Here is a 21385-nt window from a genome sequence, read left to right on the forward strand (position 1 = left end):
AGTAACTAGGACTTATTTGAAATCATATCAACAATGAATGTCCACACAGATTGTTTGATTAAATTGTTAAAGAGCGTGCCTTACGGCGAGGTGCGTATAATACGCGCCTTTTGAACTGAGTCAAGGCTTATTATTTAAGATTTTTAAATCCGAATTAACGTTTTCAAAAACCAACCTCTTTTGTTCTCAGAAGCGGCTTGACTTGCGTCGTTCCCGTTTCCGTGGATGCGCATTATAGGGATTTAGATCACCTTGGCAAGGGCTTATTTTACAATATTTGTAATTAAATATTCAAACGATTAATTAGCAAACGATCTGCTTAACAAACGTGCTAAAAAGCATATCTAGTAACCAAAATTACTCTTCTTAGTATTTTTATTAGCAATAAAGACAGTAACTAGAACGGTTCCAAACCAATCGCCTCTAGCATTGTTAAGTCAAGGTCATGCATTTTGATTGCCGTCGGGTGCATTCAAATTGAAGAAGAACCACAAGCAGATAATAATCAGAATGACATAATGAAAGATCTTAACTGGTTTTAAGCTGCTTATTTAGCTGATGATGTTATAGATAAAGTTCCTAACAATAATACCCAAGCGAATGATTCAGACGTCGATAAAAATCAACAGTCTCTAGTTCCTGTAAAGAAGTAATTTTGTTGCTGATGAAGCTCTGCCTCCGCTTCGTTTAAATCTTGCAGAAAAAAACGAATCTGAGTTCCAGGAGTCGCTTGGGCGAGAAGATTCAGATCTCTATTACAAACACAGCCCATTTTCGGATAACCACCGATTGTCTGTCTGTCTCGCATCAGCACAATAGGTTGACCGTTTGCAGGTATTTGAATTGCGCCAAGCGCAATACCTTCGGACACGAAACTCTGCTGGGCAAACTCAATAGGCTTCCCCTTAAGGCGATAGCCCATGCGATCTATCTGTGGCGTTACCGTATAAAGTTCGTCAAAAAAAGCTGCTCTTGCTTTCAAGCTGAATTGAGAAAATTGATAAGTTGGTAAAACCCCAACTTCAATTATTTCTGGAAACTTTGCTACAAACTGCTCAGGCACAGTTCGACAATATGGTAATACTTTTGGATTAAATAATAACACATCACCATCTATCAGTTTTTTCCCTTCTTTCGTTAACCCGCCAAATTGATCGCGCATCACAGTACTCACGCTGCCGAGTGTTTTAGAGATTGTAAAGCCACCGCTTACGGCCAGATAGGTACGTAGCCCTTTTTTCGGATAACCGATTTCCAGCAGATCGCCCGTTTTAGCCTGCCATGAGTGCCAAGGCATGATAGCTTGGCCATTCAAAGTCGCTGCGACATCAGCCCCGCATAGAGAAAAACTGGTTGCCTGCTTAAAAGACGCCCGAAACGGTCCCATGGTGATTTCAACTTGCGGCGCATCAGCTGCATTATCCAATAATCGATTAGCCCAGTGAAAAGCATGCGCATCCATTGGTCCCCCCGGCGTTACACCAACACATTGGTAACCATGCCGACCAAGATCCTGCAACAAACTCAAAGGCCCTGCCTGCTCGATATGTAATGTCATATTTCCTCCATTTTATCTGCTTTACAGCTCACCGCCCAGAGCCAGAAAAGTTTGCCGGTCAATGGCTTGAAAACGCACTTCATCCCCCATTGCAAACTTACTTAAGCTATTTTGAGACAGATCCAGCAAATTTAATGGCGTGCGCCCAATGACCTGCCATCCCCCCGGAGATTGACGCGGATAAACCGCTGTTTGCCGGTCAGCAATAGCGACGCTTCCTGGTGGCACTTTAAGCCTCGGATTGGCTTTACGGGGCATAGTTATATCGGGATGGGTATTACCTAAAAAAGCAAAACCGGGGGCAAAACCAATAGCAAAAACCCGATAGCACTCCGACGTATGTAACTTCACCACTTCAGAAAATGCTAAGCCCGCATACTCACTCACTTCTGCATGATCAAGCGCAACCTCTTCACCATAAAAAACAGGCAAAAGAATTTGTTTACGTTCAAGCTGCTCGCCAGCGCTTTTATCTAACTGCTTAAGTATACTGCGAATACGGGTAACAAAACTGCGCAAGCCTGTTTTGCGCAAATTACAACTGAGTAAAATTGAAGTGTAAGATGGCACTATATCCAGTAGGGTGTCGCTCAGCTCAGAGCGTAATAAGTGATAAGCATAAGCAATATTATCAGCAGTTTCAGTGCACACCGTATCTGAAAAATAGATGATCACGCTATTTTCATTAACCAGATTTACATTCATGCCGAAAGTCTCGTCTTTAAAGCTTCAGCGATTACGGGAGCAAGGCGCTCCTTCAAAGCTTCTGCGACGGCAACCGCCAGCTTACCGTCACCATGAATGCACAAAGTGTCAGCCTTAATACTCACCTCTTTTCCATCTAAGCTTATTACATTCTGCTTCTTAATCAGGCGTATTGCCTGTTCACATATTGTTTCTAAATCATTGTGGCATGCCCCCGGCTGATTTCTTGGGGTTAAACGGCCATCGCTCTGATAGCTGCGATCAACAAAAGCTTCAAACAATAAATTAACATTATATTCGTCTGCCATTTTCTGATAACGCCTATAATCAGGCACAGCCATGATCATTAATGGTAGATTTGCATTGTACTTCGCCAGCGCCTGCAGCAGCGCAATATAGATATCGTCAGACTTCATCATCGCATTATAAAGTGCGCCATGAGGTTTTACGTAACTAAGCTGGGTATTTTCACTTTCGCAGATAGCGCTCAACGCCCCTAATTGATAAATAAAAAGTGCTTGTAACTCCGCTAGCGGCATCTCAATAAAACGGCGTCCAAACCCTTGCAGATCGGCATAACCGGGATGAGCTCCAATGCGAACACCATGCTCTTTAGCACAACGAACCGTACGCTGCATAACACTGGGATCCGATGCGTGCATGCCACAAGCTATATTGGCCATATCGATAAAAGGCATAATGATCTGATCCTGGCCCAGCTCCCATAAACCAAAGCCTTCCCCCATATCACAATTAATTAACATTAAGCGTGCTCCCATTTTAGATTGTATATTGTTATTCAGTCGCTATCTCTTCAAGCCATCAGAGTGCTTATCTATTTAATATAAGCTAAAGAGAGCTGGCAGCTCTCGAAGCCTGAGCATACAAGCCTGATAATGTCCTCATTAATTTTGCAACCTCTCCTAATGAATCATCAATAGACAGGTGCTCTAAAGCCTGCACTAAACATCTTTCCCTGATTTTTGCGTATTCAAGACAAAACTCCTTTCCCTGCTCTGTCACGCTATAGAAAGTCTCTTTACCTCGCTTCTCATGCTGCAAAAGCCCATTCTTAGCCATTTTTCTGATCGAATAAGAAACATTATGGGTATCATCCAGATTCAAAGTAAAAGCCACATCGGTAATGCGCTTTGCTCTACCTCTATGGCAGATATTGTGGATAACCAAAATATCTAACGGGCTCAAGTTATGCTGTTCACTGGCAATACTGCATGACTGCAGCCAACGCTGAAAGGCATTGTTGACCATGGTTAATCCATATTCAAACTCGCTTAATGCCACCCCATTTTCACCGACTAAATGTGCTGAGGATAAAATAGCTAAGTGCGCCGGTTTTTTATTATCTGTTTGTTTTAACATTGCCTTATCCTCCCGACATTGATGTAGGAAGCCAGGTTACGATCTCAGGGAAAACTGTAACTATTAATACTGCTGATACCAGTAGGAAAAAGAAAGGTAATGCAGCTTTGGCAACAAAGAGTATATTCCGCCCGGTCAGGCTTTGAATAACAAATAAATTGAATCCTACCGGCGGGGTTATTTGTGACATTTCAACCACCAATACAATGTAAATACCAAACCATAATGGATCTATGCCCGCTTCAATAACCATTGGCAGAACAACCGAAGTGGTTAACACCACAACAGAAATACCATCTAAAAAACAGCCTAAGATCACAAACATAATCGTTAGCAGAAACAGCAACATATAAGGAGACAAGTTCAGTACGGCGATATTCTCTGCAAGCATTCTTGGCAAACCGATAAATCCCATTGCCATAGTTAAAAAAGCGGCGCCAGCCAAAATAAAGATGATCATGCAGGAGGTTTTTACCGCGCCCATCAAGCTATCAATAAAACTACTCATAGTTAATGAGCGGCTACCGACGGCCAACGCCAGTGAGCCAAGCACACCAAAGGCAGCAGCCTCAGTGGGCGTTGTTAATCCCGCATAAATAGATCCGATAATAAAAAAGACCAGCGCACTGACGGGAAGCAAGCGCAGCAGTGAAGAGAATTTTTCGCTCCAGGAGTAGCGTGTTACCTGCTTGGCGACACCTTCGCTATGTTTTGCCGACCAATATGCGGTGTAGCCCATAAACATCAGTACCAGCATCAGTCCAGGCAATGCCCCCGCCATAAATAAGCGGCCAATAGAGACTTCCGCAGCGACGCCATAAACAATTAAAATAATTGAAGGCGGAATAAGCAAACCCAAGGTACCTGAGCCGGCTAATGTGGCGATCGCCATTTTATCATCGTAGCCTTGACGCTTTAATTCCGGCAGGGTCATCTTACCAATCGTTGCCGCGGTTGCCGCGGATGAGCCGGATACTGCAGCAAAAATCCCGCAGCTCAGGATGTTCACATGCAGCAGGCGCCCCGGCACACTGCTTAACCAGGGGGTCAATCCTTCAAATAAATCTTTAGAGAGACGGGTTCGAAACAGTATTTCGCCCATCCAAATAAACAGAGGAAGCGCAGCCAGCGACCAATCAGATACCGCCCCCCAGGTCGAAGTACTATACAATAGCCCAAAATTATCGTTTCCAAGCATTACCATCCCGGCGATGGAGACGGCAATCAAAGTAAAAGCGACCCAAAACCCGCTTGCGAGCAGCGCAAATAAAATGCCTAGCAAGACCAGACCAATAGTTATCTCATTCATGCTTGACTCTCCATTTGCAAAGGCTTATCTACATCAGTTAGCTCAATAGGCGCGCTGTCAGCCAACTCCTCTTCTTCAGATTTTGGCAGCTCTTCACCGAAGAAAAGGCAACCACAGGTTTGATCTATCACTGCCACGCTGAAAATAATCATGCCTAATGCCAAGGGCAATTGCACAATCCACAGTGGTACAGGCACATAGCCGGATGATAATTCTTCAAACAGGTGTGATTCGTATGTCATGTAGACTAATTGCCAGCTCAGGTAGATGATCAAAACGCAGCCCAAACTTAAAATAACTTTTTCAATCCACCTATGGGCAACAGCAGATAGTCTGGAAGTGAATAAGCTAACGCGAATATGGCCGCCCTGGCGAAAAGTGTAAGCTAAACCTAAAAAACTGGCCGCAGCTAACAAGAAACCGGCAAAATCATCGCTAGAAGGGACTTCGATACCAATCCAGCGGCCTATTACGCGAGCCAGGATGATGCAGCAGATGGCAATAATGCATAGCCCGGATAAGGCACCGGCCGCTAAATAAAGCTTGTCTAGTAGGGATCTCATAATGGATGCTCCTGTAATGGATATTGAAAGAGATGCAGTGCGCTGTTAATTAGCGTCAAAAATAACGCGTCATTGTGCTGATGTCTGCCCATGAATCCCTACGTAATAAAAGATACAACTTTCGCAAGATACCGCTAACAAAACCGCAATGACGTTTTTATTTGTGTTAGTTAAATGAACTAATTAACAGATGAGTAATGGTTACTGATATTCTGCCAGCAAAGCTTTGCCTTCCTTGCCAGCTTCTTCTGCCCATTCTTGCGCCATTTTATCGCCGACCGCTTTAAGTGCCGTCATCAACTCGGCAGAAGGCAGGACAACATTCATACCATGCTCAGCCAATTCTTGGGTTTTGCTTTGCGTTTCGCTGATTGCCATTTCCCATCCTCGGCTTTCGGCTGCAGCCGCTGCCGTTAATAAGGCTTGTTGTAACGATTTGTCCAGACGCTTAAAGGCACGTTTATTAACAATCACCATATTCTTCGGAATCCAGGCCTGCGCGTCAGTATAGTTGTTCACATAATCCCAGGACTGACTACTCACACCTGTGGTCGGTGACGTGATCATCATATCTATGATGCCGGTTGAAAATGCCTGTGGAATTTCAACCGTCTGTACTGTAGTCGGTGATGCATCAAGGAGCACGGCTAAACGCGAAAGAGTGGAGCTATAAGCACGTAATTTGGCGCCTTTAAAGTTTTCCATATTTGTTAGCGGCTCTTTACTGTAAATTCCCTGTGGCGGCCAAGGCACAGAATACAACAGCATCAGTCCATCTTTATTCAATTTTGCTTCCAGTGCAGATTTTGATACTTCATATAATTTTTTTGCCTGTGCAAAGTTTGTTGCCAGAAACGGCAGATTATCCAATTTATAAATAGGATCATCATTGCCTAAAATACCAATAAAGACCTCACCAATTGGCACTTGCTGAGTACGAACCGCTCTTGCAATTTCCTTATGTTTGATTAGAGAGGCGCCAGCATGAACGATAATTTCAAATTCACCATCCGTTGCCATTTTCACATCCTCTGCAAATTGACGAATATTTTGTGTATGGTGCGTCGCATCAACGTAGGGGGTTGTCATATCCCATCGCGTAGCCGCGGTTGATGTTGCAGAAGTAATTGCGACAACAGTTAATGCGGCTATTCTAAAAAAAAGTTTCATGGCTCATCCCTCATCTTTATCTATATCTGGCAATAAAAGAATGCACTTTACATGTAATTTACATTCGATTTACTGTGTTCTTTAACAGCGTATGCACAGTTCGTACCACCCACCTTAAAATTATGACTTTATTTCGCCATAGGGAGTTGAACAAACAAAGCCCATCATCAACAACTCATTGTTTTAATTTAAAAAATAAATGTCAAATCCATTCGTGCTAAATAGGTTTATAAATGGTCACCAGCAGACAATTATCCATCTAAAGCAATATCACCTACGCAATTACTACCCCACAATGAAGCAAAGCGAACCAAGATGGTGCAAATACAACAAAATTTATTCCCTGTTTAAAATGATTTGACAATCATACCGTATCTATTCTTCTAACTGCTTTATCCCCAACTCCTATAACTACTTGCCTGCGTCTTTCGTTTGGCTTGAGGAGTGACAGCACAGGTAATACTGGCATGAAATATGCTAAGCAAAACGCATGTGATTTACACGCAAAACGAGCGCAAATCGCATAAATCAGTATGCGGTTTATCTGCGGCCCCCTCGAAGGGGACTGCATCAACAGTTAGATAGGAAAAAAATAATATGATTGATTTATGGCCATTGATCGGCATTGCCGTCATTACGATTGGCTTTGCCCTAAGGTTAAATACTTTATTGGTTATTCTGGTTGCAGGCGTCGTGACCGGATTGGTCGCAGATTTAAAGGTACTTGAAATATTGTCCATCTTAGGATCATCATTTACTAACAATAGATATATGTCTCTATTTATACTTATTTTACCTATGATTGGCCTGTTAGAGCACTACGGCCTTAAGGAACGAGCTGAAACGCTTATTTCTTCCATAAAAAATTCCTCTCCTAGCAAAGTAACAATAAGCTATCTGTTACTAAGAAAAGTAACCAATGCGATTGGCTTAAGCCTTGGTGGGCATCCTTCCATGGTTCGACCGCTTGTCGCACCGATGGCAGAAGCTGCAGCCGTCGCCGAAAATTCGGATCTTTCTGAAGATAAGCGTCTGCGTGTCAGAGCATTCTCAGCAATGAGTGAAAACTTTGGCAACTTCTTTAGTCAGCTGCTCTTTATTGGCAGTGGAGGGTTATTACTTATTAAGGGGGTATTAAATGATAGCGGCTTTGCCATGGAACTAGAAGACATGTATATCTGGGCATTACCAACCGCGATAGCATCGATCATCGTATTCTCTTTATTTGCAAAACTAGAAAAAAAACGTACTCAAGTTCGTAATACTCTGCAGGAGAAAGAGCAATGCTAGAATATGTATACCAAGCTACGGGCTTACTGTTAATCGCTTTTTCACTCCAGACATTTGTTGATAAAAGTAATAACAAACGCATAGGAACAGGACTATTTTGGCTTATCTATGGTTTATCTTTTACGTTAGGAAAAATACTTCCAGATTGGTTTGTCGGCCTTATGGTACTGGTGCTTACGTTGATTGCAGCAGGCGGGTTTATGGGAACTGGCACCTACGGCCATTCTGATGCAAAATTTCGTAAATCAAGTGCTGAAAAATTGAAAAATTCAATGTTTCTGCCAGCCATTATTGTTCCGGCAGTGACTATTCTTTGGTCCAAGGTGACGGGAAGCAGTGCACTGATAGGTCTGGGCATTAGTGCTGTTATCGCTTTAGCCGTTGCTTTAATGGTCACAAAAGGGAAAGCGAAACAAAGCCTTAATGAAGGTCGTCGTTTAATTGATGCTATTGGCTGGGCGGCAATTTTATCGCAGTTCCTAGCAGCATTAGGCTACCTCTTCGGTGAAGCTGGCGTTGGCGATACTATTTCTCAAATCGTGAAAGAGATCGTACCAGAAAGCAACCTATTCGCTTATGTATTTTGTTATACCTTCGGTATGGCACTATTTACTATCATTATGGGTAATGCATTTGCAGCATTTGCCGTAATCACTACAGGGATAGCGATTCCGTTGCTTATGATAGAGCAATCAGGAAACCCAATAATAATCGGTGTAATAGGTATGTTGTCAGGTTACTGTGGAACGTTGATGACACCAATGGCGGCTAATTTTAATATCGTTCCAGCAGCACTATTGGAACTCAAAAATAAAAACCAGGTGATCTATATGCAATTCATTCCTGGATTATTGATGCTTACGATTAATACTTTTCTTATTTATTTCTTAGCTTTTTGAGGTTAACAATGAAAACTTTACTAATTACCGGATTTGAACCATTTGGGGGCGAAAAAGTAAACCCTGCTTTAGAGGCGATCAAAAAATTGCAAGGTTACCCCATCGAGGGGGCTAAAATTGTAACCTGCTCAGTTCCGGTTGTTCACCAGAAATCGGTGAATACGGTCATTGATGCGATTAAAAGATATAAACCGGATTTTGTTATGACAGTAGGCCAGGCTGCGGGGCGTGCAGCTATTACACCGGAAAGAGTCGCGATTAATGTTGATGACTACCGCATTCCAGATAATGAAGGCAATCAAGTCATCGACGAACCGGTTGCTGCTAATGCACCAGATGCCTATTTTTCTACATTACCCATTAAAGCAATGGTTAAAGCAATGCAAGATAAAGGGATACCAGCCCAAATATCTAACACAGCTGGTACTTATGTCTGTAATCATCTTTTTTATGGCATACAACACTATCTGCACGACTCTAATATTCGCCATGGATTCGTACATATACCACTGATGTCAGAGCAGTCAATAGATGGTAGCAACCCCACTCTTTCTTTAGATCTTATCGTAGAAGGTTTAGCCGAGGCCGCTCAAGCTATAGTGACAAATGATATTGATATCAATTATGGTGCTGGCGCTATCAGCTGATTACGAATTCAATTAGAGCAACCCCAGTCATTGCTGGGGTTGTAACCACTGCTAATACCAATCCTGGTAAATTTCAAATGACAGTGTACGGGGCTCCTAATAATCGTTTTTATTTTGAAATTTTTTTAAAAGATTCCTGGGCTGCAATAGATTACTTTGATGTTTTGAACGTGTTGTGATTCTGCTTAGATTTCACTTATGCAGCAGCTGATAAATATTTGTTTTTTTTGGTAAGTAACGCCAAATGTAACCTGAATATAATCTTGTATATCCCGACCTTGTAAACGGCCACCTTGTGGTTTAATAGCATTATCTATGACGTACGATTTCACCTGAGCTAATTGATTTTGAGTTAACTTAGCAGGCCTATCACTGCGTGGTTTAGCGTTGTTGCTTTAAGTATCATTTAAAATTTTAGCCATGATGTAAGCTCGAATTCGACGCGTTAGAATGGGGTTATATTAAATATTGAATTTTACAAAACATTAAGAAACGCTATAGAACTAGAAACCTTTTTAATACTGATGGTTACTGGCGTTTTCTTGGAAGTTTTGAACTTTAAAAGATGTTATAAAAAGAAGGTTGCGGTGCTGATAACAACACTTCGTAAAAACATGAAGAAAAAGTTCATTTCTTTATGGGATAGAGCCATCCTAAAAAAGCGCTTTATTATTGAAACAATTAATGACAAGCTAAAGAATACTTCTTACATCGAGTACTTTCGGCATCGCAGTATGCATAGATTTATACTGAATTTGTTAGGCTGGCTAATTGCTTGAAGTCTGAAGAAAAGAAAACCATCTTTGGCTCTAACAGCTCAAAAAATTGAGCCGTTAGAGCGTAATAATTTAATACCAGCATAACCAGATCTCAGGCTAACTAATAAAATCTGCATTTATTTTAAATTCATCACAACTCATGACACCTCCTGCTTAACTGTTATTTGAATGTAATAATCAACTACTATGGGCAGTCACGAGAGACCGAGTACCCAGTAGAGTCACCTAAGGTTTGATTAAGCTACATACCGTTAGAATTGACAACTCTTTAAATTAGTCCAGTAAAGATGGATCCATTTCTATCATTAGGGCTTTCATCTCCTCAAAGTGTTGGCGAGAGAAGTCTGTGATGCCTTCCCAGTCCTGAGCCGTTTTCTCTGCGACTTCGTCTGAAAGGACATTCAATGGACGCCCTGTCGACCAAGCAGCGATTAAAATCTGACAAGCTCTTTCCAATGTCCAAATGTCATCAAAGGCCGCCCCGATATCGGTCCCGGTGACCATAACACCATGATTGCCCATCAATAGGCGACTGTTGTTTTCCAACAAAGCAGATAAACGAGCCCCCTCTTCGACGGTATCAGCCATACCACCAAACATAGTGTCGACAGATACTCTGTTGAAATAACGAGCGGTGTTCTGATCAATAGGTGGAATATGCGGGTTTTTCATGGCAGAAACCGCGGTGGTGTAGACTGGGTGTAAATGCATCGCCACACGTACGTGAGGTAATCGCTGGTGAAGCTGGCCATGAATCGACCAGGCGGTGGCATCTACCTCAGGACGATCAGCATTGGATGGATCATCGGCATTCAACAACAGCAGATCGCTGGCACGAATTCGCGAAAAATGCTTCCATTTAGGGTTGATCAGAAATTGCTTGCCATCAGCAGACACCGCGGCACTAAAATGATTAGCCACAGCTTCATGCATGCCGAGATGTGCAACGATGCGAAAGGCGGCCGCGAGGTCTATTCGTGCCTGTTCTTCTATAGAAAGTGACATAACTTACTCCATTAAAACGCGTGCGCTAAATTTCTAGGCTTTCGGCATTAGTTTCTCAACGTCTTCTGCCGTAGGTGCTTGGAACTTATACTTATTCAATAAAGCATCATACTCAGGTGTTTTACTGAATTTCTTAAGCCCTTCAATCAGTGCTTCTTTTACCTCGTCGTTACCTTTTTTGACGCCAAAGCCATTCAAAACAGGGTAAATTAAAGTCTCTGAAGAAATCATAACACGGTCACCCAGCTTTTCGACCACACTCTGTGCTACAGCGGCATCAGTGATTTGAGCCTCCACGGCATGGGACAACATCGCCTGAGTCGTTTGCGGATCCGTTGGATATTCACGAATAGTAATAGGTTCTAAGTTATTTGCTTCACAGTATTCCACTGATAAAGTTTGTAATTGCTTCAACCATGATGTACCAGCCATTGAGCCAACAGTGTGGCCACAGAACTCTTCCGGTAGCTTAGGTTGGTAGTCACTGCCCTTGACCGATAAAATAGACTCACCACTTTTTAGATAGGGGATCATATCAATCACTTTCACACGTTCAGCAGTGATGTACATGGAAGAGTTGGTGATATCGAAGCGACCACCGCGTAGGCCGGGGATCAAGTTCGCCCAACGGGTATCGATATTAACAGACTCACGCCCCATCACCTTCGCCAAGCCAGCCAAAAACTCAATATCAAAACCGGCAGGTTTATTGTTATCCATATATTCATAGGGAGCAAAAGTCATATCTGAACCAGCAATAATCTTACCGGACTCTTTGAACGCCAACGCATTCAAAGAGTTTAAGGAAAGCGCTGCGCCAACAACGCCAATGGCCAGTGAGCGAGCAGTCAATCGTGCAGTACGGTTAATAAACATCATAATAATTCCTTTTTATTGGTTTGTAGGATTAAACAGTAAGCGAATCTTTTCCGGCCTGTTGAACAAAAAAAGAAGCGCCTTTGGGCTTTTCTGGCAATCGTAATTTATTTGCAGTACAACGGATTTCACCGCTTTCCCTGCCCGACACTAAAGTACCAGAGTGAGAGCTAGGTAAGGGATTATCCCCAAGAGGTAACGCATCTTCAGCTGCATAGACACTGATAAATAGAGTACGTGGTAATTCTGTTTCATTTGGACTAGAAGCATGCAGGACACGCGAATGCATAAAGCACACCGAGCCGGGGGCCCCGTAGCAAGAAATGGGTTGCTGACAATATTCTGATTCAACCTCTATGCTGATCGAGCCAGTAAATTTGTCACCTTGCCAATGTGAAAAAAGTGGGCCTTTATGGCTACCAGAAATAACCTGTAAGGGACCATTAGCCGGTGTGACTTCGCTGATCATCAGTAGGGATGTCACCAGATCATCGTTAGTGTGTGGGGTAAAGGGAAAGTCTTGATGCCACTTCACCTGTGTCGCCGTATGCGGCAACTTGGAGTTCACTTTACTATGGTGTAAACGGGCACCGCTACTGCCAACCAACTGGCCGGCGATCTCGGCAATACGTGACTGCAGTGCAGTACTCTTGAAAACCTCAGAGATTTCCGTGGGTGATGCGACTCGGCGCAATGAAGGATGCTCTGCACTGTGATCGCTTTCAATATCAAAACGAGGACGACCATCTAGCGTTTCCCCCCAGGGAGCTTGATGTTGTCGGCTATCTTCTACCCAGCCATCAAACTCGCTTTGTAGATCAGCAACCTCTTGCTCAGTCAATACATTTTCAACCACCAGCACTCCCTGTTCTCGGTATTGGTCTATTTGCCATTGTTCAATCATAAAAACTCCTAAATCATTTAATTAAGCGAGAGAGACATCTTTTAAAAATGCTTCAACACGAGGATGTTTACCATCACGTAATACCTGAGGTGCGTCGTCACAGACCACACGCCCTTGTTCCATAAATACAATTCGATCTGATACTTTGAAAGCAAAGTTCATCTCATGGGTAACAATAACCATGGTGATCCCTTCGCCAGCCAAGTCTTCGATTACCTGTAGCACTTCGTTTACTTTTTCAGGATCTAACGCAGAGGTTGGTTCATCGAACAACATGATTTGCGGACGCATCATCAGAGCACGAGCAATGGCGACACGTTGTTGCTGTCCACCGGATAACTGATGTGGAAATTTCCAAACATGATCCAACATGCCAACTTTGTTTAACAGTTGATAAGCCTGCATCTGCAATTCTTTTTTATTACCCAGTTTATGATAACGAGGAGCAAGCAATAAGTTTTCCAGTACAGTTAGGTGAGGAAAAAGATTAAAGCTTTGGAATACCATACCGATCTTGATGCGATGCTCTGGGTGTTCGACTAAACGAGACTTATTTTCTCCATAGCGTAGATACTTTAAAAATGGCTGTCCGTTAAGTTCGATTTCACCATGATTCAACTGCTCAAGACCATTCAATAATCGGATCAAGGTCGTTTTACCTGAGCCAGATGGCCCGATGACAGAAACGACTTCGCCTGATTGTATAGATAGGTCGACTGAACCTAAGACCTCTACGTTGTTATATGCTTTGTGAAGTTTAGAAGCCTTTAAAGCCGGGTAATCAAACTCCGTCGTAGGCTTTACTTGAGGTACAGGTGCACTTTTGACCATTGCAATCAGTTTTTCTGAAGGTTGACGAGTAGCCTTAACCTTGGTCACATCGAGATAGTCCTCTAGGCGTTTAAGCAGAAAATCAAACACAGTGACAATTGCGACATAATAAATAGCAACAGCCGCCATTGTTTCCATAACTAAAAAGTTCTGAGTATATAAGCGCTGACCAACCAGGAGGATCTCAGTGAGTGAAATAACGGAAACTAGTGAAGTGAGTTTAACAATAGATATGTATTCATTAGCCAGTGCAGGTAAAGCGACACGTAACGCCTGAGGAATAACAACCAACCATTGAATACCGACAAAACGAATACCTAATGCCTGCGCTGCCTCGCCTTGCCCCTTAGGCACAGCCAGCAACCCGCCACGATGGATCTCAGCAACATAGGCACTTTCACACATCACCATGGCAATTAAACCAGCCCAAAATGGTTCTGATAAAAGATTGCTTGTAACAGGCAACATCTGTGGCATATTGTAAACAAAAATTAGCAGTACTAATAAGGGCAAGCTTCGGAACAACCAAATATAAAACTTTGCAGGTAACCTAAGTACAAAAAATTTCGATTGTTTAGCAAGGGCTAATGCAAAGCCAATGATAATACTGAGCGCCCAACTCGCTAAGCTAAGCTTAATAACCGTCCAACTTGCCCACCAAAAATCGGCTAAGTTGAATAAACTGAACATATAGTCCCAATCAAACATCATAGAATTGCTACCTTCTCTTAAAATAATTAACGAGACACTGATTCAGATCAAAACAATAAAATCTCAAACGTGTGCAATAACTATGCGGTGATATTAGGATCAGTAGCAATTACAATTTTTCTATCTTCTAGTTAAAAAAAAATTATCTAGCTGTTTAGACTGACAAAAAAGCTACTTTTAGAGAACCGGAACAATATGCCCAATATGCTAAACATTGCCCCAGAGCAGGTCACTTCCGTCCAGAATAAGGCGCGATAAAAATAGGAATTTGGATCCATTTTCGCCTGTTCTGGCTTCCCCCCTGAAACCACGGGCGTTGTCCAACACTGAAAAGTGTCAAATTTCATGGCATACAACTTGCTTATAAAATAACTACGCGATAATAAATAGTATGTTACCCAAGGCAGGTATATGAAAAATTTCACCCTGAAACAATTGCATTATTTTTCCACGGTAGTTGAAACTGAAAGTATTGCCGAGGCATCAAGGAAGTTGTACATTGCCCAGCCCTCGATCTCCATTGCCATCAAGAACCTCGAGTATACTTTTGGCCAACAACTTTTAATCCGACATCATGCTCAAGGGGTCTCACTGACGCCCGATGGTCGACGTTTCTACGATAAAGCCAGAGAGCTACTTCGCCTTTCTCATGAATTTGAACAAAACACCTTAGCAGATAGCGAAAAAACTAGCGGCAAAATTTCTATTGCCAGCTTTGAGTCTGTTGCGCCGTTGTACATTCCTAAGTTGGTTGCAGGCTTTAAAAAAATGTATCCCGATATAGAAATTCAGCTACATGATGGCGAGCAACATGAAGTGATGGTTGGATTACACCGCGGGCAGTTTGATCTGGCCTTTCTCTATGACCTAGAACTGGATAATTCCATTAGCAAAGATGCGCTGAACGTGCCTCATAAACCCTATGCCCTACTGGCAGCGGATCACCCTTTAGCAGCAAAAGACTCAGTCACTCTGGCGGAGTTAAGTCGTGAACCCATGGTTTTACTTGATGTCATTCCCAGTAGAAGTTATTTTCTAAACTTGTTTAGCGAAAAAGGGTTACACCCAAAAGTAGCTTACACCTCACCTTCCATTGAAATTGTTCGTTGCATGGTCGGACAAGGACTAGGCTTTTCAATACTGGTCACCCGCCCGAGTACCAAGGTGACATACGATGGCCAGAAACTAGCCTACGTTGAAATCGATGATGATATGGAAAGCTCTACATTGATCATGGCTTATTTAAAAATCACAGAGCCAACGAAACCAGCGCGTTTATTTATGGATTATTGTCGAAATTACAACCTGGATGATTGCAGCATTCAAGCCATTTAATTAATACATAATATTTGTAAGGATAATATTTTTTCTATTTAGAGCGTATATTTATAATATTTTACCGCAATGATTTACTGCCATATCCTAGAAACATCTCCTCTCGGGTAATTATTACCCGGTATTACAAAGGTGCGTAGACATGACAGATAATATTACAGATATCGATACACTCATCATCGGTGCAGGACAGGCAGGTATTGCCATGAGTGAACACCTGACCAGTCAGGAAGTCCCACACCTGATACTGGAAAAAAAACGTATTGCCGAGGCCTGGCGCAGTGGCCGTTGGGATTCACTGGTGGCTAACGGCCCAGCCTGGCACGACCGCTTCCCGGGGATGAACTTTCCCCAAAAAGATCAAAACATATTTGTCCCTAAAGAAGAAGTTGCTGATTACTTTAACGCCTACGTAGAAAAATTTAATCTCCCAGTTCAAACTGGCGTAGAAGTACTCAGAGTTAACAGAAATTTAGGCACTAGTGGTTTCACCGTTGAAACTTCTCAAGGCACCTTCAACACTCAGCGCATAGTATCTGCTACCGGGCCATTTCAAATCCCAGTAATTCCGGCAATCGCTCCGGATATAGCAGATTTATACCAGATCCATTCCGCCAAATACCGCAATCCCGAACAGTTGCCTGAAGGTGGCGTGCTCGTCATTGGTGCAGGCTCTTCTGGTGTGCAGATTGCGGATGAACTTCAGCGGGCGGGGAAAAAAGTTTACCTGTCTGTCGGTCCCCACGATCGTCCTCCTCGTCACTATCGTGGCCGTGATTTTGTATGGTGGTTGGGGGTATTAGGTCTATGGGATACTGCAGCTACTGAACCTGGCAAGGAGCACGTTACCATTGCAGTAAGTGGAGCCCATGGTGGTACCACTATCGACTTCCGGGAACTGGCCCAGCAAGGGTTGAATTTAGTAGGTAGAACGGAATCCTTTGACAACGGCGTTGTCCGCTTTCGTGACGACCTAACGGCCAATATTTACGCTGGTGATGACAATTACCTCTCACTGCTGGATCAAGCTGATCAATACATTGAACGTAATGGCTTGGACTTTCCAGAAGAACCACAAGCACGCGAGTTTCTAGCCGATCCCGAGTGTATGACTAATCCGATATTGGAACTGGATCTTAAGCAATCAGGTATCACAACTATTATCTGGGCGACAGGTTACGCAACGGACTATAGCTGGTTAAAAGTTGATGCCTTTGATGAAAATAATCAGCCCAAGCATCACCGTGGCATATCCACTGAACCCGGCGTGTATTTCCTTGGCCTCCCCTGGCTTTCCCGTCGCGGCTCTTCATTTATATGGGGTGTATGGCACGACGCAAAATACATTGCCGATCAGATCCTTATTCAGCGTCAGTACCAACAATATAACAACGAAGTTTAATTAAGGAGTCATCATGCCAACACATACTCGTATACGCATGTTTAACACTAAAGAAACCTATCCGAATCAGTCCCTTGATAATGACCTTTGCCAAGCTGTCGTTGCAGGTAATACAGTGTATCTGCGCGGGCAAGTGGGAACCACTTTCGAAGGCACTTTGATCGGACTCGGCGATCCGCAGGCTCAGACTGAACAAGCCATGAAAAATATAAAACAACTCCTAGAAGAAGCTGGTAGTGACTTATCTCATATTGTCAAAACGACCACTTATATTACCGATCCACGATACCGTGAACCCGTATATCGCGAAGTAGGTCGGTGGCTAAAAGGGGTTTTTCCTATTTCCACAGGGTTAGTGGTTTCTGGATTAGCTCAACCACAATGGTTGGTGGAAATAGATGTTATTGCAGTCATTCCCGAGCAACAATAATTAGGAGCTATTATGACTATTTCTATTGCAGCCTATTGCCCAGAAAGCGGTCAGCTGGGTATCGCTATCAGTTCATCGAGCATTGCAGTTGGGGCTCGTTGCCCTTGGTTGTTGGCTGGGGTGGGGGCAGTATCAAGCCAAAACATCACCCTCCCGGCATTGGGGCAGAAAATTCTCGAACAACTGGAAAATGGACTGACGCCTGATAAAGCATTAAAAACGGTATTAGCCAATGACCAATTTAGCGCTTATCGTCAGGTTACAGTGATCAACAACTCTGGTGAAAGTGCCTGCTTCAGTGGTACCGAAACTCTGGGAATGCATAACATGGTGAAAGCAAAACATTGTGTTGCTGCAGGCAATATGCTGGCTAATCAAACGGTCATTGATGCCATGGTAAGCACCTTTGAAGAATCCAGAGGCGAGCTAACCAGTCGACTGATCACAGCATTGGCCTCCGGTATCGCAAATGGCGGGGAGGCAGGGCCCGTTCATTCGGCGGCTGTAAAAGTTGTTGATGACTACACTTGGCCTCTGGTCGACTTGCGCGTCGATTGGGCCGATAAAAACCCGGTCGATGAACTATTAAAACTCTGGCAAGATTACGAGCCCCAGATGCAAGCTTACGTTACTCGTGCGCTGGATCCACGCCAGGCTCCCAGTTACGGAGTGCCTGGCAATGAGTGATTCCCCCTCTGCTCTTTCCCCACAACTCCGGCAGCTGCTAAGCCAGCTGTTAGAGCTCGACACCACTAGCCGGGAATCTAATCTCGTATTGATCGAGGTCATTCGCAAATACCTCGAACAGCTAGGTATTGATTCCACGTTAGTGTTCAACAACGAACGTACTAAAGCCAACCTTTATGCTCGCTTGGGGCCTGCAGGTGATGGCGGTGTGATGTTGTCTGGCCACACAGACGTGGTACCAGTAGATGGCCAGAAATGGTCCTTTCCCCCCTTCCAACTTACCGAACAGGATGGCAAATGTTACGGCCGCGGCAGTGCCGATATGAAAGGGTTTATCGCCTGCATACTGGAATCTATCCCACGTTTTCAGCAGACTGATCTGCGTATGCCATTATACTTGGCTTTTTCCTACGACGAGGAAGTTGGTTGCTTAGGTGTGCGCACTCTGATTGAACACATTAAAGCATCACCGGAAAAACCCGCCATGTGCATCATCGGAGAACCGACTAACATGCAACCGGTATACGGACACAAAGGCAAGATCGCCATGCGCTGCCAAGTTCACGGGCATGCTTGCCATTCGGCCTACGCGCCAGAAGGAGTCAATGCCATTGAATATGCCGCCAAGTTGATAGGCAAGCTATCCGAGTTAGCTGAACCATTGAAGCAATATCAGGATGATCGCTTTGATCCGCCCTATAGCACGCTGCAAACAGGCATAATCAAAGGCGGCTCTGCCCTAAATATTGTCCCTGATTTCTGTCAGTTTGACCTTGAGATGCGTTACCTGCCTGAAGCTAATGTCAGCAACACCTTTACAGCCTTACAAGACTATGCCCAACATACTCTAGAGCCGGCCATGCAATCAGTTCATACTAACGCGAATATCCTGTTTGAATCATTAGCAGCATATCCACCATTACTGACTGACCCTAGATCTGAATTTGCTCAATGGCTCGCTGATTGGAGTAACAATCAAAAATTCGCTACCGTTTCCTTTGGTACAGAAGGAGGGTTATTTGATGAAATCGGCGTTGCTACTTTAGTGTGTGGTCCTGGTAGTATGGATCAGGGGCATAAGCCTGATGAGTTTGTCAGCACCGAACAACTCAAACGCTGTAGCGAGATGCTCGATAATCTTCGTCATTGGATGAGTCATTAATCATCTTTTCAAACGAAAAGAAAATGATGTAAGAAAAATAAAAAATTAAATTTTACGATAGGTAATAAAAAAGACTGTAGAAGATTCCACACTATGCAAAGCTTTATGAAGAAGTTAAAAGGAAACGCTAATGGAGAATAAAAAGAAGGTTATTTATTACAATATGCAGGGTGATCTTAACTATGAGACTCAACTACTAAAGGAATGGAATGTAGATGACTTGGAGCTTATCCAAGTAACCGGCAATAACCTAATTGAGGATATTAAGGATGCAGAATCTTTAACACTTGAATATACCAGTGTCGGTTCTGAAGCGTTAAAGCATTTGCCCAATCTGAAAATTATCGCGCTGCAGAGTATTGGATTCAATGAAATAGATATCCCTGCTGCAGATGCAGAAGGCATTTATGTTACTAACACACCTGGCTTTTGCGCCTATGAAGTTGCTTGTCATGTAATGGCATTATTGCTTGATATCAACCGAAAGATTAGTGCTTACAATCACAGTGTAAAAGCAGGAAATTGGAATCCTTTTATTGGCAATGAAATTCATCGATTAAAGGGGCAAACTTGTGGTCTTGTCTCATTGGGTTCTATTCCTCAAGCACTAATTCCAATGCTAAAAGGTTTTGGAATTAATGTGGCTTTTTTTGATCCCGTTAAAACCGGTGAAGATGCAAAGAAACTAGATATTATTAAATGCAACTCATTGGATGAACTCTTAGCAATATCAGATATTCTTTCTATACATGCACCACTTCTCCCCACAACAAAAAATATGATGAATGGAACAGCATTCTCACAAATGAAAGAGGGCGCAATATTTATTAACACTTCACGTGGTGACCTGGTTGATGAAAAAGCATTAATTAATAGTCTTCGCAGCGGAAAAATATCTGCTGCTGGACTGGATGTTCTTGTAGATGAGGTTAATCATGACAGCGAATTAATCTCGATGGATAATGTCATTGTCACGCCACATGTAGGCTTTTTATCTAAAGAGTCTTTAATGGATAGCAAAAAAATTGCACTTGAGCAGATAGTGATGAGGTTATCTAAAGGGATAAAGCCCGAATTTTCAGTTAATAAAAAGATGTCAACGATCCGCGAATGAATAAAAGGGATGCAAGCTCGAAGTTACACATATCCCACCTTACTCTCCAGAATTGAATCCGATAGAACAAGTATGGCAATGGCTTCGTCAATATAAATTAGCGAATAGGTGTTTTGCAAACTATGAGGATATTGTTAACGCGGTGTGCAGTGCTTGGAATGGTTTTTGTGAAGATACAAGCAGAGTGATTTCACTTTGCTTTCGGGAATGGACAAGACTGGAAACTTAATTATCGGAATTGGTATAAAATGTAGGATTGTGCAAGACGTTAAAAACCGCAAAAAACTAAAAACAAGGCTAATTAGCTATATATATTGGGTTTTATTTTACTTCAGGGAGTTTAAAATATTTTATAAAAAAGAGGGAGATAGGCAGCCTCGAACCAAATAAAATAAAACTTTAAATTCAAAAGCTTAAGGTTGAACCGAAAGACTTAAAAATAAAAAGGTTACATAAGAGGTTACATTAAATAAAAGCCACCAGCTAACCCCCTGTGTCAGGATAGTTGTCGCCTCTAATTTTTAGTTAGAGGAAATTAAAATGAAGAGAAAATTTACAACATCATTTAAGATACAAGCAGTAGAAAAGGCGCTTAGTCGGAATGAAAATACAACATTAACTGAGATTG

Annotated in this window: 21 protein-coding genes and 2 pseudogenes; 11 read left to right on the forward strand and 12 right to left on the reverse strand. The window is 42.8% G+C overall.

All coding sequences use genetic code 11. The annotated features are described in order from the left end of the window. Window positions 1–622: 622 nt before the first annotated feature. From ABZA00_RS08595 to ABZA00_RS08625, 7 genes are all read right to left on the reverse strand, one after another. Window positions 623–1558: a biotin-dependent carboxyltransferase family protein gene (locus ABZA00_RS08595; RefSeq protein ID WP_372881747.1), complete on the reverse strand. Its 936-nt coding sequence runs from the start codon at window positions 1556–1558 to the stop codon at window positions 623–625. Window positions 1559–1579: 21 nt separating this feature from the next. Continuing rightward, on the reverse strand, window positions 1580–2263 hold the full coding sequence (gene pxpB, locus ABZA00_RS08600) for a 5-oxoprolinase subunit PxpB (RefSeq protein ID WP_372881748.1): 684 nt from the start codon (window positions 2261–2263) through the stop codon (window positions 1580–1582). Beyond that, complete coding sequence (locus ABZA00_RS08605; RefSeq protein WP_372881749.1) at window positions 2260–3027, reverse strand: 5-oxoprolinase subunit PxpA; 768 nt, start codon at window positions 3025–3027, stop codon at window positions 2260–2262. Before ABZA00_RS08605 ends, pxpB begins: the two co-directional genes overlap by 4 nt. Before the next feature lie 85 nt (window positions 3028–3112). After that, window positions 3113–3643 carry a winged helix DNA-binding protein gene (locus tag ABZA00_RS08610; protein WP_372881750.1) on the reverse strand — a complete coding sequence of 177 codons (531 nt, stop codon included), beginning with the start codon at window positions 3641–3643 and terminating at the stop codon, window positions 3113–3115. 4 nt (window positions 3644–3647) lie between these two features. Next, window positions 3648–4952, reverse strand: a complete 1305-nt coding sequence (locus ABZA00_RS08615; RefSeq protein WP_372881751.1) for a TRAP transporter large permease — start codon at window positions 4950–4952, stop codon at window positions 3648–3650. After that, window positions 4949–5515, reverse strand: coding sequence for a TRAP transporter small permease (locus tag ABZA00_RS08620; RefSeq protein ID WP_372881752.1), 567 nt, complete (start codon window positions 5513–5515; stop codon window positions 4949–4951). The genes ABZA00_RS08615 and ABZA00_RS08620 overlap by 4 nt, the downstream gene beginning before the upstream one ends. A gap of 201 nt (window positions 5516–5716) precedes the next feature. After that, window positions 5717–6685, reverse strand: coding sequence for a TRAP transporter substrate-binding protein (locus ABZA00_RS08625; protein ID WP_372881753.1), 969 nt, complete (start codon window positions 6683–6685; stop codon window positions 5717–5719). 597 nt (window positions 6686–7282) lie between these two features. On the opposite strand from ABZA00_RS08625, the gene ABZA00_RS08630 reads away from it, so the two are divergent. From ABZA00_RS08630 to ABZA00_RS08645, 4 genes are all read left to right on the forward strand, one after another. Continuing rightward, a complete protein-coding gene (locus ABZA00_RS08630) occupies window positions 7283–7975 on the forward strand; it encodes a DUF969 domain-containing protein (protein WP_372881754.1) in 693 nt (230 codons plus the stop codon). Continuing rightward, a complete protein-coding gene (locus tag ABZA00_RS08635) occupies window positions 7969–8874 on the forward strand; it encodes a DUF979 domain-containing protein (RefSeq protein ID WP_372881755.1) in 906 nt (301 codons plus the stop codon). The genes ABZA00_RS08630 and ABZA00_RS08635 overlap by 7 nt, the downstream gene beginning before the upstream one ends. 8 nt (window positions 8875–8882) lie before the next feature. Continuing rightward, entirely contained in the window at window positions 8883–9521 is a 639-nt protein-coding gene (gene pcp / locus ABZA00_RS08640; RefSeq protein ID WP_372881756.1) for a pyroglutamyl-peptidase I, read from the forward strand. 524 nt (window positions 9522–10045) lie between these two features. Next, window positions 10046–10300: a transposase gene (locus ABZA00_RS08645; protein ID WP_372881757.1), complete on the forward strand. Its 255-nt coding sequence runs from the start codon at window positions 10046–10048 to the stop codon at window positions 10298–10300. Between the two features lie 273 nt (window positions 10301–10573). On the opposite strand, the gene ABZA00_RS08650 is transcribed toward ABZA00_RS08645, so the two are convergent. The 5 genes and pseudogenes from ABZA00_RS08650 to ABZA00_RS08670 form a co-directional block, all read right to left on the reverse strand. Then, window positions 10574–11305, reverse strand: a complete 732-nt coding sequence (locus ABZA00_RS08650; protein WP_372881758.1) for a class II aldolase and adducin N-terminal domain-containing protein — start codon at window positions 11303–11305, stop codon at window positions 10574–10576. Between the two features lie 33 nt (window positions 11306–11338). Beyond that, the gene (locus ABZA00_RS08655; RefSeq protein ID WP_372881759.1) at window positions 11339–12184 is read right to left on the reverse strand and encodes an ABC transporter substrate-binding protein; all 846 of its coding nucleotides are present in this window, start codon (window positions 12182–12184) and stop codon (window positions 11339–11341) included. A 28-nt stretch (window positions 12185–12212) separates the two neighbouring features. Further along, window positions 12213–13085 (reverse strand): phytanoyl-CoA dioxygenase family protein, encoded by an 873-nt coding sequence (locus ABZA00_RS08660; protein WP_372881760.1) that lies wholly within the window; start codon window positions 13083–13085, stop codon window positions 12213–12215. Between the two features lie 21 nt (window positions 13086–13106). Next, the gene (locus ABZA00_RS08665) at window positions 13107–13916 is read right to left on the reverse strand and encodes an amino acid ABC transporter ATP-binding protein (RefSeq protein ID WP_372881767.1); all 810 of its coding nucleotides are present in this window, start codon (window positions 13914–13916) and stop codon (window positions 13107–13109) included. Window positions 13917–13988: 72 nt separating this feature from the next. After that, a pseudogene (locus tag ABZA00_RS08670) lies at window positions 13989–14627 on the reverse strand (amino acid ABC transporter permease); the annotation flags it as partial. Window positions 14628–15038: 411 nt separating this feature from the next. On the opposite strand from ABZA00_RS08670, the gene ABZA00_RS08675 reads away from it, so the two are divergent. From ABZA00_RS08675 to ABZA00_RS08705, 7 genes and pseudogenes are all read left to right on the forward strand, one after another. After that, window positions 15039–15962, forward strand: coding sequence for a LysR family transcriptional regulator (locus tag ABZA00_RS08675; RefSeq protein ID WP_372881761.1), 924 nt, complete (start codon window positions 15039–15041; stop codon window positions 15960–15962). A 142-nt stretch (window positions 15963–16104) separates the two neighbouring features. Further along, on the forward strand, window positions 16105–17364 hold the full coding sequence (locus ABZA00_RS08680) for a flavin-containing monooxygenase (RefSeq protein WP_372881762.1): 1260 nt from the start codon (window positions 16105–16107) through the stop codon (window positions 17362–17364). A 13-nt stretch (window positions 17365–17377) separates the two neighbouring features. Next, window positions 17378–17794 (forward strand): RidA family protein, encoded by a 417-nt coding sequence (locus tag ABZA00_RS08685; protein WP_372881763.1) that lies wholly within the window; start codon window positions 17378–17380, stop codon window positions 17792–17794. A 12-nt stretch (window positions 17795–17806) separates the two neighbouring features. Next, window positions 17807–18481 carry a DUF1028 domain-containing protein gene (locus tag ABZA00_RS08690; protein WP_372881764.1) on the forward strand — a complete coding sequence of 225 codons (675 nt, stop codon included), beginning with the start codon at window positions 17807–17809 and terminating at the stop codon, window positions 18479–18481. Further along, a complete protein-coding gene (gene argE / locus ABZA00_RS08695; protein ID WP_372881765.1) occupies window positions 18474–19643 on the forward strand; it encodes an acetylornithine deacetylase in 1170 nt (389 codons plus the stop codon). Before ABZA00_RS08690 ends, argE begins: the two co-directional genes overlap by 8 nt. A 130-nt stretch (window positions 19644–19773) precedes the next feature. Then, window positions 19774–20757 carry a C-terminal binding protein gene (locus ABZA00_RS08700; protein ID WP_372881766.1) on the forward strand — a complete coding sequence of 328 codons (984 nt, stop codon included), beginning with the start codon at window positions 19774–19776 and terminating at the stop codon, window positions 20755–20757. Between the two features lie 16 nt (window positions 20758–20773). Further along, window positions 20774–20986, forward strand: a pseudogene (locus ABZA00_RS08705) (transposase); the annotation flags it as partial. Window positions 20987–21385: the final 399 nt, after the last annotated feature.

The sequence above is a fragment of the Psychromonas sp. genome (assembly GCF_041586535.1).
In the GTDB taxonomy this organism is placed as follows: Bacteria; Pseudomonadota; Gammaproteobacteria; order Enterobacterales; family Psychromonadaceae; genus Psychromonas.